This is a genomic window from Synechococcus sp. R55.4 (assembly GCF_047461935.1).
In the GTDB taxonomy this organism is placed as follows: Bacteria; Cyanobacteriota; Cyanobacteriia; order Thermostichales; family Thermostichaceae; genus Thermostichus.
The window spans coordinates 1-14665 of record NZ_JANSIF010000069.1 but is presented as its reverse complement, the minus strand read 5'-3'; the positions used below and the strand labels follow the sequence as shown (position 1 = coordinate 14665).

The window sequence follows — 14665 nt, the reverse complement described above, 5'->3', positions numbered from 1 at the left end:
TTTCTGCTTTGCTTTGGCTACCATGTTGGCAGACTCGAAAGTAAACAGAAAGATCAACTGGTAGTAATCCGTACTGAGCATATTATACATTATTTTCAGTATAGTTGAGCTTATTATTGACTAGAGTCATGCTCCAGCAAATCGGGATCCGCCAACTTTTGTAGGGCAAGCCGCGCGTCATCCCGCACCCCCCAATCGGGATCGCGACTGGCGCTGGTCAGCAATTGCCTTGTTAGCATCGTGTAAACAATGGGATCCTCGAGAGCCAGTTTCACCTGTTGCCCCAGGATCCCCAAGCTCCAGGCACAGTTGCCGCGTACCGCCGCGATTGGATCTTGAGCCAAACCCCGGCAGAGAGCTGCGACCACCTCATCCAATGCCGGGCCGGGCAACGCCTGCGCCTGAGCCAATTGTCCGAGGGCACTGGCAGCCCACAATCGCACTGCCGCGATATCCCCGGCCAACACTTCCAGCAACACCGGGTACGCCCGCGGATCCTTGGCATTGCCCAACGCCCACACCAAGCCTTTGCGCACATAGCCGTTCCAATCCCAGCGCAAGCCCTCGATCAGCACCTCCACCTCAGCGGGATCCGGATTCCGACCTAGAGCATAGGCCGCTCCCACCCGCACCAACGGGCAGGGATCCCGGACTAGGGCCAGCAGGGGTTTAACGGCGCGGGGTTCTTCGATCTCACAGAAGGCGCGGGCCGCCTGCATCCGCAAATAGGGATCCGGATCCTGCAACTGCTGCAGCATCAGCTCCACATCCACCTCCGGCGGTGAGTGAGGTGGCAGCTCGTCTAGGGGCTCAAGGGGGGAAAAAGCGTCTTCTTGCATGAAAGGGTGCCCAGGTGTTGGCGGAGGGGACGAGGGCAAAACTTGCCCTTCCTCAAGGCAAAAGCCAGAGCCACAACAACCAAACCAGCAGCAGAGTTGCTGCCCATCATAAACTGCCGGGATCCTCCATCTGATCTGCTCTTTCCGGTTGGGATCCCGGCACCCTAAGCAAGTGCGCTCCTTCCAACACCCGCGCCGAGCGGATCACATCTCCCACCTGGATGCGCTCCACCCACTCCATCCCCTCGGTGACGTAGCCGAACACGGCATAGCGCCCGTCCAAAATCGGCAGAGCAGCGAGGGTGATGTAAAACTGGGAAGAGGCTGAGTCAAGTGGGCTAGAACGGGCCATGGCCACCGCCCCCAAACGATGGGGCAAGAGCAACTTACTCAGAGCAGCGGGATCCTGGATCAAGGTGTTGTAGCGGGGGTAGGGTTCCCCACGCAGCTGAATTTCCAGGGGGATGGTGCGCAGGCGGTTGCTCCCCGGCTCTGTTGCACCCCCTGTACCGTCACCACGGGGATCCCCACCCTGCACCACAAAAGGCTGCGGATCCTTTTCCACCCGATGGAAGGTGAGGCCATTGTAAAAGCCCCGCTGAACCAAATCCACGAACTGGCCGCCGGTCAGGGGTGCCGCTTCCCCGTGGATCGCCAAGATCACCTTGCCTACCCCCTCAGCAGTTTGCACCTCCATCTCCACCACTGCCTTCCCTTGCAGTTGCGGGCGGCTAGCATAGGCCGCCGGGATCCCAGAGGGGGATTCTGACAAGGGGGGTGTGCTGCGACAAGCGGACAGGCCAAGACAGAGGTACGCCAAAACCAAGCCCGCTCTCACTCTGCAGCGGTTTATTCGCCCCGGCTTGGCGAATTTCATCTGCCCCTTCTCCTTCAATCCAATCTCCCACCCTCCAGGCGCTGCTCAACCCAGCAGGGATCCCTATCCAGGTGATTCAGATCCGCTGCGACAGTCCCAACTGCAAGGTGACGCTTTGAGCGCCATTGCTCACCCTCACACCGTAGGGGCTGATGGAGGTAACCCGCCACTCTGCTTTCACCGCATGGCCAACAGCCACCTGACGTACTACGTTGTCGATCAAAATCAGAGCCTTGGGGGCACCTGGATCGTGGATCAATCCCACCAGCTTCATCTGCGGCAGAGGCTGGGGTGGGATCCGCGCTGGCACCGGAGGCGCAGGTACCCTGGGGGGAGAGGGAAGACCAGCCCCTCTTGAAGCAAGAGGAGCGGCAACAGTCGGCGGTTTTGCCGGTTCGACCAAGACAGCCTTTGCAGAATCCTCAGGTGGAGCTTTGGGGTTTTCATCCACATCAGCAGCAGTGGGAAGCAAGGGCTCCTGGTGAGCATCGGAATGGGAAGAATTGGGTGCCTCAGCCAAGGGATCCCGAGTGGCCTGCGAAAAAACCACCGCCCGCGGGCGCAGGGTCATCCAGAAAGCCAGCCCTGCCACCAAGGTAGCGGCCAAAGCCATACCCAGCAGTAATCCTCCGGCAGCAGAGAAGCGCCGGGAAGGCAGTGGGGGCCGTGTGCCGAGGTAAGGATATTCGCCGGCTTCTGACAGCCCCTCTTCCAAGCTGTTCTCCAAATCCTCGAACAGCTCATCCAACAGAGAATCTGCCTGCTTGACTTGGCCAGACCATGCCCAAGGGGAACGACGGCCTCTGCCCGCTGAAGCATCTAACCCGGACATACAACCTCCCTAGCCTGAGCGGCGGGGATCCCGAGGAGTTGAGACACTCAGCCAACAGTTGCCGTCTATCGCCCAAAGGCTCTCAAAGGAGCCGCATTTCCGGGTACTCGGTCAACAGCGCCTCTGCCGACAGGGTGTCTCCCTCCAACTGCGGCGTCCACAGCACTTCGATGGCCACAATCCGATCTGCCGGAATCGAAGCCAGCTGCAACAGGCACTGCCGCAGATCCGCCATGGAGTTAACTACAGGTAGTGTACCCAAGTTACCACGATACGCAACCAGTAGAGTTACCAGCAGGTACTCGCCGATATCTGGGATCCCAGCAGCAGATCGCTGCAGCGCCGCTTGGGAGACTTGTTGGATCTGGTTGTTGCGGTTGCTGAGGCTTTCGATGCTGAACTTGCTGCGCTCTTGCAAGGAGGCTTGGTAGAACAGGGATTCGGCGCGAGACAAGGGCAGCCTGTCGGCTTGGGCATGGCCATAGGCCCAGTAGTCGCTGTAGCGCATCAAGCCAAGAGTGACCTCTTGCAACAGTTGGCTCAGCCCTTCCGGCGACTGAGTATCCGCCTCCAGAGCCAGGGCGTTCATGTCTTTTTGCAGTTGCCGGGCGCTGGCCAGCAGTCCCACTTTTACCTGCGCAACAGTTACCTGGGGATCGCGAACCCCAATGCTATCGTCCCCTTCTTCGGATCTGATCCCCGAGCGCAGCGTCTGCACCAAAAAGCTACCTGCCCCAACCAAGAGCAGCAGCGTCAGCAGGCCGCCACCCCCCCCTCCCCAGAAAAAGGGCACCAGCAGCGGAAAACCAAAGCCGCCTCCATAGCTGGGGTAGACAGGAGCTGAGTAGTGCGGGCCAATCGAGCGGGGGGCAGAGAACGTCGGAGACCGGAAAGATCCGCCGCCAATGCGACCGCCACTGCGTGCCCAAACAGCGCCTATGGGAGCCAGGGCCAAGGTCAAGGCCAGGGCAATAGCCAGCAGAGGCCGGCAGACGCGACCGATTCGTTTCAGCATGATCACAATGTTTTCGTCCATCACGGGGCTAGTCTTTACTTAATTCTACGCTTTCTCGTTGGCGGGAATAGGGGCGGAAACCGATCCCCCACCCGGCCATCTCACTTGTTCAATTCTTCTGTGTTGATTCTTTGTGTACTGATTTGTGTACTGAGCCGGCCAATGACCGTCAACCAATCGAGGCAGAGCCATGCTACGGTCTGGAAGGTTGCCAGGAGGAGGGCAAACAACAGCAATGCAAACTCAGGCTAACGTCCAAGCCGAGGAAAGAGAGCGGGCATCTTCTCCACCCCGTGCCCAGATTCGGCTGTTGGTGGTGGATATCGATGGCACGATTGCCGGGCCTTCCAACCAGGTTTCAGAGCCGGTTCGGGAGGCCATTCAGAAGGCCAAAGCAGCAGGGGTGCGAGTAGCCATCGCTACGGGTCGCATGCATCGTTCTGCCGAGCGGTTCCACTACGCGATTGGGGCCGATATGCCCCTATGCAGCTACCAGGGGGCTTTAATTCGGGATCCCGATAGCCAAAAGACCCTAAAGCACTGGAGCCTGGACTGGCCGCTGGCCGAGGAGTTGTTGCAAGCGTTGCAGGATCAGCCGGTGGGGGTTCACCTCTACATCGATGACCAGCTCTACTTACGGGAGCTGAGCCCTCTCAGTCAGGCCTATGCTGAGCGCTCTCAGGTGCCGTTCCAGATGTTCTCTTCCGCCCAATACGGACGAAGCCCCACCAAGATCCTGGCTGTTTCTGAGGATACCGAGTTCCTGCAGGAATTGCAGGGATCCCTGCGGCGGCGGTATTCCCCTGAGCAGCTCTATCTCACCCGTTCGGAGCCAATTTTTCTGGAGGCTACCCATCCGGCGGTGAACAAGGGCAATGCCGTTCGTTTTTTGGCCGAGGAAATGCTGGGGTTGTCGGCGGAGCAGGTGATGGCCATTGGCGATGGCGACAACGACATTGAGATGCTGCGGTATGCGGGGATCGGGGTGGCGATGGGAAATGCCTCGCCAGCTCTCTTGCCCCATGCCGATTGGATTGCCCCTCCTGTGGCAGAAGACGGGGTGGCGGCAGCCATCGAGACCTTCATCCTCAGCTAGGCAGGGATCCCATGCTGGGTCTGGCTTCTTCTCCCTTTCCTGAGGTCACCCTGCGTCCGGCGCAGCAACAGGCGTTGGCCTACCAATCGGGGCCGCTGGGGATCGCCGCCGTTCCGGGGAGCGGCAAGACCTTTATTCTGGAGCTGTTGATCGCCGATTTAATTCTCAATCGGGGGATCCCACCGGAGCGCATCGGGGTGTTCACCTACATGCGTTCGGCGCGGGGCAACTTGATCAGCCGCATCAATCAACGTTTGCAACGGGCGGGGTATCCGGATCGCTTTACCCAGGCCTTTACCCTGCATTCTTTGTCGTTGCGGGTGTTGCGGGAGGCCCCCAGCCGTTGGGAGGAGCTGTCTATTTTGGAGGGATACGAACAGGAGCGGTTGCTCAGCCGCCTGTGCCGCGCTTGGCTCGTCCGCCATACTCAGCTCTGGGAGACGCTGATCCCCGGCGACAACAACCCGCAAAAGATCGCCCAAAACCGAGCCCAGTTCCGGCGCAGTTTCCAGCAGATGGTGCAGGTGGTCATCAGCAGGGCCAAGAATCTGCGCCTGGGGCCAGAAGTGATCCCCAGCGAGGGCTATCTGGGCTGGGCTGCTCCCATCTACGCCGGTTATCAAGCGGAATTGCGTCGCCTGGGCAAGTTAGACTACGACGACCTGGGCTGGCAAGCAGTGGATTTGATCGAGGGCAGTCCGGAGCTGCGGGAGCAGGTGCAGAACTGGTACGACTACCTGTTCGAGGATGAGGCCCAAGACAGTTCCCCCCTGCAGGAAGAGCTGCTGCGGCTGCTCAGCCAACGCACCGGCAACCTGGTGCGGGTGGGGGATCCCAACCAGAGCATCATGGGCACCTTTACCAGCGCCGAGCCGCGGCTGTTTCGCGCCTTTTGCCAGGCCAGTCCTCAGGTGGTGCTCTTGGATGAATCCAGCCGCAGCGCCCCCCAGATCATCGCTTTGGCCAACCGCCTGGTGGAGTGGGTGAATCAGCAGCACCCCATCCCGGCTTTGCGCACCGCTCTGGCCCCCCAGCCCATTCAACTGGCCACCTCCGGTGGCCAAAACCCCCCGGCCAGCGAGGGTGGTGTGGACTTTCTGCGGGTCGTCGGATCCCCGGAGGAGGAGCTGCAACAGGTAGCGCGGCAGGCCATTGCAGCCACCCAAGCTTTTCCCGGCCAAACGGTGGCCATTCTGGTCACCACCAACGAAATGGGGGGCAAGGCCCTCAGCTATCTCCAGGAAATGGGAGCGGAGCGGGTGATCGATCTGTTGCGGGGCAGTCCCAGTCAGCGGCGGGTGTTGTTGCAGCTCAAGGGAATCATCGACTGGTTTGCCCAGCCCACTGCCCCCACTCGCTTGGCTGCTGCTGTGGATTGCTTGGCGGATTGGGCGGGGATCCCACGTGCTGAACTGGGACCGATGTTGAGCTGGATCCGCGCCTCTCTGCCGGAGCGGCTGCTATTTCCCAACTTTGGTGAGGCTCCCGCTCTGCCCGATGGCCCGCCTTGGCAGAACTTGGGCAGGCTGCTGCGCACCCTTGCCGGTTGGCTCCGGGCCGGGCGCTCCCCTTGGCCGGAGGTGCTGAATGTGATCGTTCAAAGCCTCTACCGCAAGCCGGAAGAGCTGTTTGTGGGTCGCTATGTAATCGATCAGCTGGAGCAGGTGCTGGGATCCCTGCCCGAAACCGATTGGCAGGAGATCGCCCAAGAATTTCAAGTGATTCTGGATCACCGCCTCAACAACTTGCCTTCGGAGATCTTCGCCTTCGACCCCGAGCCGGGCAGCATCACTGTCACGACTCTGCATCGGGCCAAGGGGCTGGAATGGGATCAGGTGTTCATCCCCCAGGTGTCGGCCTACGAGTTTCCCACCCAGTACGGGGAGCGAACCCTGGGGCTGAAGTTTTTGGATGAAGTGGATATGCAGGCAGAGGCCCTGGCTCAGTTGCGACAGCTCAGCCCCAAAGGCGGCTGGGAGCTGCAGGCCGACTCTGCCACCAAGCAAGCCTTTTTGGACTTGGCAGCGGAGCGGCTGCGGCTGCTGTATGTGGGCATCACCCGCAGCAAACGACGGCTCACCCTCTCGGTATCCAGCCAATCTCGCTTTGGCACAGAGCAGAGTTCATCTTTGGTGTTTCGGGTGTTAAGTCGCAGTTTTAGGGCCGGTTGACCGGGTGAGTCTCTCGTTCTTCATGGATTGGCAACCTGCTAGCATGGCTAAGCCCGATAGCGCTTGCGCGCCGCCTTGCGGCAATGGGGCAGTCTTTCAGAAGCTATGGATATTCTGCAATGCAACCTCGGCGTATTGCCCGCGAACTGGCCCTGCTGGGGGTCAATCAACTGCCAGCCACGGCGGCCAAACTGAGCGAAAAACAACTGGAGGACTTGCTGCTGGCAGCCATCCGCGCCCTGAGTGAAGAGACCCATGAAACCCTCTCCACAGCGGCGGCGGAAATCCAGCGCAGCGACCGTTTGTTGCACGAGAGCGATCCTCTATTGTTGGCCGATTCGGATCCCAAGGAAGAGGGTGGATCCCGCTCCGTCACCCTCCGCCTTCAGCAGGCCCAACGACACCTGCAGCGCCTGGAAATCACTCTGAAGGAGGCGGACGTTCCTGACCCCAATGCCTTACGGGGGGAATTGCTGGAGCTAATCCAGCAGGTGCAAGTGGCCCTCGGCAACGCCGGCCAAGCCTTAGAACACCTGGAACAGCGGCTGCACAGCGTCCGCCACATCTTGGATGAGGTTGTCCAGTTGTCCCAAAGAGCAGTCAACCGGGTGGGCGTTGCCCTGTCCATGCCGGAACTGTTGTACATTGCCCAATCCCAAGAAGTGCGCGCCTACGCTTTGCAACTGTTAACTGCCCTGCGAACCCACAAGGAGGCGATTGATGCTCGTTTGCAAAAGGCTTTGGTGGGTTGGCAATTGCAGCGGGTTGGTCGGATCGAACGAGATATCCTGCGCCTGGCGGTGGTGGAGATGGAAATACTGGCCAGCAGCCCCGTGAAGGTTGCCATCAACGAAGCTGTAGAATTGGCCAAAAAATACGGGGATCCTGAGGCCGCCGCTTTCGTCAACGGAGTGCTGCGACGGGTAGTGGACAGCCAGATGGAGACCCACCGGGGTCGGGATCCCTCCCTCCCTGGTTCTGGTTCCGGGGGCTGAGCAGATCACTGGGGATCTTCCTTGCCAGGATAAAAGTCGGGATCCATCACCTGCTCAAATGTGTAGGGACACTGGGCAGGCAGATCTGCTTCAGACAATGGCGTTTCTCTCACCACCAACAGGATCCCGTCCTGGTGAGCCTCTTGCAGGGCTGCCGAAAGATCGGGCTTGAGGCTGGGACTGTCTCTGAGCAATCGCTGGATCTGGCGGCGTTGTTCGGTAATCGTTGCCCGCCAACTTTTGCCTCGCAGGTGGGGTTGCAATTGCCACCTCAGCAAATGCCCTACCAGGATCCCCAGCCGGTGCAGCAATTCCCGGCGTTCTTGCCTGCCCAAAGCCTCGATTTCCTCCACCAAGTTGGCGATATCCAGTTGATCCCACTGCCCCGATTTCAGCAGTGCGGCTTGCTTTTGCGTCCAGGCATAGAAGTCGTACTCGTAAAGTTGCATGCTTCATTGCCTAACTGGGCACTGGCCAAGGAGATCTTACTGACCCCGAACTACCCCTTTTTACCTTGAGCTCATTGATTTCCCGGACTAGGCCAAGCCCGGGAATGCTTGCGGAAAGCGGGTTTTGCCAGTTGGTTGGGGAAAGCGGGCGATGAGACTCGAACTCACGACATCCAGCTTGGGAAGCTAGCGTTCTACCACTGAACTACGCCCGCGTAAATCAATCTCAAGTTTAGCAAGCTGAAACCCTTGCTGAATCTAACCTATCACGTTCCCGACCCCTTGAGTAGGTGGGGAGTTGGGGGGGGGCATATTTTGCCCGCAATTTGACCAGCAGGGAATGACGTCGAGAGACAAAGCTATCGTGCATGCTGGGGCAGGGCGAGAGTGGGTTAATCATCTTTCACGTGGGATCCCTGGTACAACTGAGACAGTATTCTGTCTGCGGCCTATGTCCAGCATCCTCCTGCTCTCCGGTAGTCCCAGCACTCCTTCTCGCTCAGAAGCCGTTTTACATCACGCTGCCGGGATCCTGTCCGATCTGGGATTGACCACTCAGTTTGTTTCGGTGCGGGATTTGCCCCCAGAGGATCTGGCGCTGGCCAAGTTCGATAGCCCTCAACTCAAGGCAATTCAGCAAAAGGTGGCCCAAGCTACCGGGATCGTCATCTCTGCTCCCGTTTACAAAGCCTCCTATCCAGGTGTGTTGAAGGCACTGCTGGATTTGCTGGATCAAGACGCCTTTACCGGTAAAGTGATTCTCCCCATTGCCACCGGGGGAACCCTGGCCCATCTGCTGTCCATCGACTTTGCGATGAAACCTGTGCTGGCGGTGATGGGGGCAACCCACATCCTGAGAGGGGTTTATATCCTGAGTTCTCAAATTCAGTTGGACGCTGCCGGAACACTACAGCTAGAGGCCGACATCGAGGAACGTCTGCGAGCAGGGCTGCAGGCACTTGCGCAGGCGGTGAAATAGAAGAAATCAGAATTTTGCGGAGACTGGCCGAATACGGGATTGGTGCCCTGGGCCCGGAACCGGTTGCGGCAATCTATTCCGAAAAGTGCATAGGTGATTGCCCAGTCAGGCCCGAGAAGCCGCGGAAGAGCCGACAGCAAGGGATCCCTTTTGCGGGTATGGCCGGATTAAATTTCTATAAATCCCCCAAAAAACCTGCAAAACCGTAAGTTATGATACAGACATAGGATAAATCGTTCATCTCTGCAGTTGGCTCACCAGTGGCCTGGAGCTGTGCAGAGACGGAAGTAGGGGTCTTCCCGAAGGAACGCGCCTCAACTGAATCGCGCCACTCTTTCCGTGGCGTAGGGCCCAACGACAACAAACTCAACCCTTCGTTGATGGAGGCGATATATGAAACTCTCTTTCCGTGGCAACACCTTTGACTACGTTCCTGCGCATACTCAGCTCAGCGATGAGGAGTTGCAGGCTCAGTATCGCGGTCAAACCTTCTGGGCGCATCACACCAGCAAGAAAGCGATGCCTCACCCTCATCAGCCCCTGACCTACCGGGGCGTAAGCTACTGAGGTGAATACTGTTTGCCCTTGTAGGTGAGGTGGGGATCCACTGGAGATCTCCATAGAGATTCGGAAAAGACCGAGCGGCCCCGTTTGGGGTCGTTTTTTGAGGCAAAGCAACACCCCCAGAAGGAGCAGCACCCGTTCCACCTGAGAAGCAAGTAGATGGGTCTGGGCCTGCCGAGTTGAGTTTGAACGAGTTGAGTTTGAAATGGGAGCGATGCCGAGACAGGGTGCGCTAAGATGCGGTTCCAAGCGATAATGGCCTTAGCAACTTGCCCTACAGGGATCCGCTGCGATGGAAGCGTTTTTCGAGTTTCTCTGGTCGGCTTCGGCCATCTTGCTGGTGATCTTGGTGCTGCTGCACAGCCCTAAGGGGGATGGGTTGGCGGGCATTGGCGGGCAGGCCCAGCTGTTCTCCAGCTCCAAGAGTGCTGAGCAAAACCTCAACCGCATCACCTGGACGGTAGCGACCCTTTTCCTCTCCATCAGCGTGGTGTTGGGGGCGGGCTGGCTCTCGGCAGCCACAGGGCCATAGGGATCCCTTTCTGTGTTGGCGATTTACCTGCATGGATTCGGCTCTGGGCCGCAGTCGGCCAAGGCAACTTTCTTTCGGCAGCGGCTGCAGCAGGTGGGGATCCCTGTTCAGGTGCCTGATCTGAACCAGGACAATTTTGCCCAGCTCACCTTGACCCGCCAGATCCAGCAGGTTTCCAGCCAGCTTGCCGAGATGAACTACCCCCCTGTCACCCTCATCGGCTCTAGCTTGGGGGGCGTGGTGGCTGCTTGGGTTGCCGAACGACAACCTTGCGTGCAGCGCTTGGTGCTCTTGGCGCCGGCTTTTGGCTTTTTAGGCCATTGGCTGCCGCGGCTGGGGGCAGAGGCGGTGGAGACTTGGCAGCGAACCGGACAACTCATGGTGTTTCACTACGGAGAAGGCCGCCCTCTCCCTTTGGAGTACGGCTTTGTCGCCGATGCCCAGCGCTACCCGGATGGGGGGTTACGACGGCCTGTGCCCACCCTAATTGTGCACGGGATCCAAGACGACACCATCCCCATTCAAGCCAGCCGAGACTACGTGGCCCGTCGCCCCTGGGCCCAACTGGTGGCGGTGGAGAGTGACCACGCCCTGACCGATGTGTTGGATCCCATCTGGCAGATCACCAGCCGCTTCTGCGGGTGGGGGATGGAGACGGGGCAGTAGGGTTGTTAAGAGGATCCCTGTCCCGTGCTTGCCCATTCGCGAAAGCGTCGCGTAGCGATAATGTCTATGCAATCCAAAGTGCTGTGCCTACAACAGGGGAAGGCTGACGTGACTGCCGGCTTGCTCTTCGATATGGACGGGGTGATTGTGGATTCGGAACCAATCCATGCCCGCGCCGGGGCCATTGCCCTGCAACGCTGCCACCTATCCCTGGATTTGGCCCCCATCTCCCTGCAGTTCAAGGGGCGCACCGACCGCGACATGTTCGAGTACCTTGTCCAACACCAGACGGACACCCCACCTGCAGAACGGCCCCTGCTGGTGCAGCGCTTGATCGAGGAAAAGGCCAAGGCTTTTGGCGAGCTGCTGGCAGAGGTACCCCTGGTGCCGGGGGTGCTGGAGTTTTTGGCGGCCAGCCGCCAGCGCTTTTCTGCCCTGGCCGTCACCACTTCGGCCATCCGCCGGGATCAAGCGCAGATTTTCCAGCGCTTCGACCTGCACCGCTGGTTTGACGCGGTGATTACCGCCGAAGACATTCAGCGGGCCAAGCCCGACCCAGAGCCTTACCTGAAAACGGCTGCCGCTGTGGGGTTGGATCCGGCGTTGTGTTGGGTGATTGAAGATTCTACCCATGGGATCCGCGCCGCTAAGGGGGCTGGCTGTTTTGCGGTGGGCCTCACCACGGCTTTCACCGCCGAGGAACTGCGCCACGCCGGGGCAGATGTGGTGGTGGACAGCTTTGCGGAGTTGGCCGCACTCCTGTTCGCGAGAGCGTCGCGTAGCGATAACCTGCCTGTGTAGGGAGCCCAGCCCATTCGCGAGAGCGTCGCGTAGCGATATGCCAGCACCCACTTTTTTGCGGCAGGCCCTGGATCGCTATCCGTTTGCTTCGCGGCGACGGGTGGTGATGGGCAGACAGGGATCCGTGGCCACCAGCCAACCTTTGGCGGCAATGGCGGGCATGGAGATGTTCTGGGCGGGCGGCAATGCTGTGGATGCAGCCGTGGCAATGGCGGTGGCTTTGACGGTGGTGGAGCCAACCTCCAATGGCATTGGCGGCGATGCCTTTGCTCTGGTGTGGGAGGGGGGGGAGGAGGGTCGGCTGTACGGGTTGAATGCTTCCGGTCGCAGCCCAGCCGCCCTGACGCCGGAGCGGTACCGGGACCATGGGCGGATCCCCCCCTACGATTGGTTAGCGGTGACGGTGCCGGGGGCAGTTTCCGCTTGGCAGACCTTGCACCGGCGCTGGGGAAAGCTGCCGTTCGAGCGTCTGTTTGTGCCTGCCCTTCGTCTGGCGCAAGAGGGATTTCCGGTCTCTCCCCGGGTGGCCCAACTGTGGCAGGCGGCGGAGTCCATCTATTTGCCCCTGCCAGATCCCCGCCACGAGGCCTTCAAGGCCGTTTTCTTTCCCCAAGGGCGTGCCCCACGGGCTGGGGAGCGCTGGAGCAGCCCCCTGCATGCCCAAACCCTGAAGGCCATTGCCCACAGCGGGGGTGAGAGTTTTTACCGGGGGGAGCTGGCGGAGAAGTTGCTGGCTTTCTCGGAGGCCACGGGCGGCTTCCTGTCCCCCGCCGACTTGGCCCAGCACCAGGCCGATTGGGTGGAACCCATCCATACAGATTACCGCGGCTACACCGTCTGGGAGATCCCCCCCAACGGGCAGGGCATTGCCGCTTTGATGGCGCTCAACCTTTTGGAGGGTTTTGAGCTGGGTCGGATCTCCTACGATGCCGGCGAGCGCTATCACCTGCAGATTGAGGCAATGAAGCTGGCCTTTGCCGATGTGAGCCGACAGGTGGCGGATCCGGAGTATGTGCGGGTCAGTCCTGCCCAGATGCTGGATAAGGCTTATGCACAGCGGCGGCGGCAGTTGATCGGGAGGGAGGCGATCCCCCTGGCCCAGCCAGGGCTGCCGGAGGGGGGAACGGTTTACCTGGCTGCAGCCGATAGGGAGTTGATGGTGTCTTTGATTCAGTCGAATTTCGATGGCTTCGGCAGTGGTCTGCTGGTTCCGGGCACGGGCATTGCTCTCCACAACCGCGGCACGGGTTTCACCCTGGAGCCCGGTCATCCCAACCAGGTGGGCCCCCGCAAGCGCCCCTACCACACGATCATCCCCGCTTTTCTATCCAGAGAAGGGATCCCCCTCGGCCCTTTTGGTGTCATGGGGGGGGCAATGCAGCCCCAAGGCCATGTGCAGGTGGTGGTGAATTTGGTGGATTACGGCCTGAACCCCCAGGCGGCTCTGGATGCGCCCCGCTGGCGAGTGCTGTGGGATCAGGGGATCCCGCAAGTGGCCCTGGAGAGCACGGTGCCGCCCCAGGTGGTGCGCGAACTCTCCGCCCGCGGCCATGCAGTGCAGGTGGTGGACGCAGAAGAGGATTGCGGTCTTTTTGGCCGGGGACAGATCCTCTTGCGGGATGGGGATCACTTCATTGCGGCTTCCGAACCCCGTGCCGATGGCCTAGCCCTGGCGTGGTAGAGTGCCTAGCTCATCACCATGCCACCATCGATGGCAAAAACCTGTCCCGTGATGTAGGCCGCCGCCGGATCTGCCGCCAAAAAACGCACCAGCCCCGCCACTTCTGCCGGGGATCCCAGCCGCCCCAGGGGGATCTGCGCCAAAATCGGGCCGGGATCCAGCTTTTCGGTCATTTGGGTGGTGATGAACCCCGGTGCTACGGCGTTGACGGTGATGTTGCGACTGGCCAGCTCCCGGGCTGCCGTCTTGGTGAGGCCCACCACCCCTGCTTTGGCGGCGCTGTAGTTGGCCTGGCCGGTATTGCCCACCAAGCCCACCACCGAGGTGATGTTGATGATGCGCCCCTGGCGCTGCTTTACCATGATTTTGGCGGCTGCCTTTAGGCAGAGAAAGACCCCCGTCAGGTTGAGATCCAGCACCGCCTGCCAATCTTCTGGCTTCATGCGCAGCAGCAGGGTGTCGCGGGCCATGCCGGCATTGTTCACCAGCACATCCACCCGACCCCACCGCTCCATCACCTGGGCAAACAGGCCCTCCACTGCCTCTGGGCAAGACACATCGGCGGCCACAGGGATCCCTTCTCCCCCCAGGGCCGCGATCTCTTCCACCAGAGACTCGGCTTCGGCAGCGGAGCGGGCGTAGTTGATCGCCACTTTTGCTCCAATGGCCCCCAGGTGCAGGGCAATCGCCCGGCCAATGCCCCGGCTGGCTCCGGTGACCACAGCCACCCGGTCTTGGAGGGAAGGCAAAGGGAGAAGCTCAGACATAAGCGGCAGGTTCCTCGTGATTCGGACAGCCGCAACAGTATAGGATGCTTTAGAGCCCTCTGGTTGCCACTGGCTTCCCTGCGATCGCTTGCGCTGCGTCCCTCATAACCGCCGTTCGCGCTACTTGGATGGAGTCCTTCGGCATAGGCAGGAGGGATCCCACGGCTCTGTGCAGTCACCCTGCCCGCAAGATGTGTTGACGGACGGATTCCCAGACCAACGGGCGAGCAGAGCCGGACTATGATCAAAGGCTAGGCTGCAGCAGAGCATGACTCTAGTCAATAATAAGCTCAACTATACTGAAAATAATGTATAATTAATATTTTCAGTACGGATTACTACCAGTTGATCTTTCTGTTTACTTTCGAGTCTGCCAACATGGTAGCCAAAGCAAAGCAGAA

15 protein-coding genes, 1 tRNA gene and 1 riboswitch are annotated in these 14665 nt (G+C 59.9%); of the genes, 9 read left to right on the top strand and 7 right to left on the bottom strand.

What is annotated here, in order from left to right; translation table 11 throughout:
* Positions 1–113: 113 nt before the first annotated feature.
* From NW842_RS13090 to NW842_RS13075, 4 genes are all read right to left on the bottom strand, one after another.
* On the bottom strand, positions 114–839 hold the full coding sequence (locus NW842_RS13090) for a HEAT repeat domain-containing protein (protein ID WP_414418200.1): 726 nt from the start codon (positions 837–839) through the stop codon (positions 114–116).
* A gap of 106 nt (positions 840–945) precedes the next feature.
* Complete coding sequence (locus NW842_RS13085; protein ID WP_414418199.1) at positions 946–1716, bottom strand: peptidylprolyl isomerase; 771 nt, start codon at positions 1714–1716, stop codon at positions 946–948.
* 76 nt (positions 1717–1792) lie between these two features.
* Entirely contained in the window at positions 1793–2548 is a 756-nt protein-coding gene (locus NW842_RS13080) for a hypothetical protein (protein WP_414330350.1), read from the bottom strand.
* A gap of 82 nt (positions 2549–2630) precedes the next feature.
* Positions 2631–3584 carry a DUF1517 domain-containing protein gene (locus tag NW842_RS13075; RefSeq protein WP_414418198.1) on the bottom strand — a complete coding sequence of 318 codons (954 nt, stop codon included), beginning with the start codon at positions 3582–3584 and terminating at the stop codon, positions 2631–2633.
* A 214-nt stretch (positions 3585–3798) separates the two neighbouring features.
* Here NW842_RS13075 and NW842_RS13070 point away from each other — a divergent pair, with 214 nt between their 5' ends.
* The 3 genes from NW842_RS13070 (at position 3799) to nusB (ending at position 7825) form a co-directional block, all read left to right on the top strand.
* Positions 3799–4659: a Cof-type HAD-IIB family hydrolase gene (locus tag NW842_RS13070; protein WP_414374632.1), complete on the top strand. Its 861-nt coding sequence runs from the start codon at positions 3799–3801 to the stop codon at positions 4657–4659.
* 11 nt (positions 4660–4670) lie between these two features.
* Positions 4671–6830, top strand: a complete 2160-nt coding sequence (locus NW842_RS13065) for an ATP-dependent helicase (RefSeq protein WP_414418197.1) — start codon at positions 4671–4673, stop codon at positions 6828–6830.
* A 119-nt stretch (positions 6831–6949) separates the two neighbouring features.
* A complete protein-coding gene (nusB, locus tag NW842_RS13060) occupies positions 6950–7825 on the top strand; it encodes a transcription antitermination factor NusB (RefSeq protein WP_414331399.1) in 876 nt (291 codons plus the stop codon).
* A 5-nt stretch (positions 7826–7830) separates the two neighbouring features.
* Here nusB and NW842_RS13055 read toward each other — a convergent pair whose 3' ends face one another.
* On the bottom strand, positions 7831–8274 hold the full coding sequence (locus tag NW842_RS13055) for a DUF29 domain-containing protein (protein ID WP_414350021.1): 444 nt from the start codon (positions 8272–8274) through the stop codon (positions 7831–7833).
* A gap of 143 nt (positions 8275–8417) precedes the next feature.
* A tRNA-Gly gene (locus NW842_RS13050) sits at positions 8418–8489 on the bottom strand.
* Positions 8490–8725: 236 nt separating this feature from the next.
* On the opposite strand from NW842_RS13050, the gene ssuE reads away from it, so the two are divergent.
* From ssuE to NW842_RS13020, 6 genes are all read left to right on the top strand, one after another.
* Positions 8726–9253 (top strand): NADPH-dependent FMN reductase, encoded by a 528-nt coding sequence (ssuE, locus tag NW842_RS13045; protein ID WP_414331394.1) that lies wholly within the window; start codon positions 8726–8728, stop codon positions 9251–9253.
* Positions 9254–9485: 232 nt separating this feature from the next.
* Positions 9486–9567, top strand: a riboswitch (Glutamine riboswitch).
* Between the two features lie 79 nt (positions 9568–9646).
* Entirely contained in the window at positions 9647–9820 is a 174-nt protein-coding gene (locus NW842_RS13040) for a DUF4278 domain-containing protein (protein WP_414374634.1), read from the top strand.
* A 289-nt stretch (positions 9821–10109) separates the two neighbouring features.
* A complete protein-coding gene (secG, locus tag NW842_RS13035) occupies positions 10110–10349 on the top strand; it encodes a preprotein translocase subunit SecG (RefSeq protein ID WP_011433676.1) in 240 nt (79 codons plus the stop codon).
* Positions 10350–10361: 12 nt separating this feature from the next.
* On the top strand, positions 10362–11015 hold the full coding sequence (locus NW842_RS13030; protein WP_414418196.1) for a YqiA/YcfP family alpha/beta fold hydrolase: 654 nt from the start codon (positions 10362–10364) through the stop codon (positions 11013–11015).
* 108 nt (positions 11016–11123) lie between these two features.
* On the top strand, positions 11124–11816 hold the full coding sequence (locus NW842_RS13025) for an HAD family hydrolase (RefSeq protein ID WP_414350024.1): 693 nt from the start codon (positions 11124–11126) through the stop codon (positions 11814–11816).
* Positions 11817–11853: 37 nt separating this feature from the next.
* Complete coding sequence (locus NW842_RS13020) at positions 11854–13497, top strand: gamma-glutamyltransferase family protein (protein ID WP_414418195.1); 1644 nt, start codon at positions 11854–11856, stop codon at positions 13495–13497.
* A 5-nt stretch (positions 13498–13502) separates the two neighbouring features.
* Here the strand turns inward: NW842_RS13020 and fabG are convergent, their stop codons facing one another.
* A complete protein-coding gene (fabG, locus tag NW842_RS13015) occupies positions 13503–14264 on the bottom strand; it encodes a 3-oxoacyl-[acyl-carrier-protein] reductase (RefSeq protein WP_414418194.1) in 762 nt (253 codons plus the stop codon).
* Positions 14265–14665 lie beyond the last annotated feature (401 nt).

What these genes read in the sequence shown, in the direction of transcription:
- nusB (WP_414331399.1), top strand. Translation starts at nt 6,950, where the DNA reads ATGCAACCTCGGCGTATTGCCCGCGAACTGGCCCTGCTGGGGGTCAAT.
- NW842_RS13020 (WP_414418195.1), top strand. Translation starts at nt 11,854, where the DNA reads ATGCCAGCACCCACTTTTTTGCGGCAGGCCCTGGATCGCTATCCGTTT.
- NW842_RS13055 (WP_414350021.1), bottom strand. Translation starts at nt 8,274, where the DNA reads ATGCAACTTTACGAGTACGACTTCTATGCCTGGACGCAAAAGCAAGCC.
- secG (WP_011433676.1), top strand. Translation starts at nt 10,110, where the DNA reads ATGGAAGCGTTTTTCGAGTTTCTCTGGTCGGCTTCGGCCATCTTGCTG.
- NW842_RS13070 (WP_414374632.1), top strand. Translation starts at nt 3,799, where the DNA reads ATGCAAACTCAGGCTAACGTCCAAGCCGAGGAAAGAGAGCGGGCATCT.
- NW842_RS13075 (WP_414418198.1), bottom strand. Translation starts at nt 3,584, where the DNA reads ATGGACGAAAACATTGTGATCATGCTGAAACGAATCGGTCGCGTCTGC.
- NW842_RS13065 (WP_414418197.1), top strand. Translation starts at nt 4,671, where the DNA reads ATGCTGGGTCTGGCTTCTTCTCCCTTTCCTGAGGTCACCCTGCGTCCG.
- NW842_RS13085 (WP_414418199.1), bottom strand. Translation starts at nt 1,716, where the DNA reads ATGAAATTCGCCAAGCCGGGGCGAATAAACCGCTGCAGAGTGAGAGCG.
- fabG (WP_414418194.1), bottom strand. Translation starts at nt 14,264, where the DNA reads ATGTCTGAGCTTCTCCCTTTGCCTTCCCTCCAAGACCGGGTGGCTGTG.
- ssuE (WP_414331394.1), top strand. Translation starts at nt 8,726, where the DNA reads ATGTCCAGCATCCTCCTGCTCTCCGGTAGTCCCAGCACTCCTTCTCGC.
- NW842_RS13090 (WP_414418200.1), bottom strand. Translation starts at nt 839, where the DNA reads ATGCAAGAAGACGCTTTTTCCCCCCTTGAGCCCCTAGACGAGCTGCCA.
- NW842_RS13040 (WP_414374634.1), top strand. Translation starts at nt 9,647, where the DNA reads ATGAAACTCTCTTTCCGTGGCAACACCTTTGACTACGTTCCTGCGCAT.
- NW842_RS13080 (WP_414330350.1), bottom strand. Translation starts at nt 2,548, where the DNA reads ATGTCCGGGTTAGATGCTTCAGCGGGCAGAGGCCGTCGTTCCCCTTGG.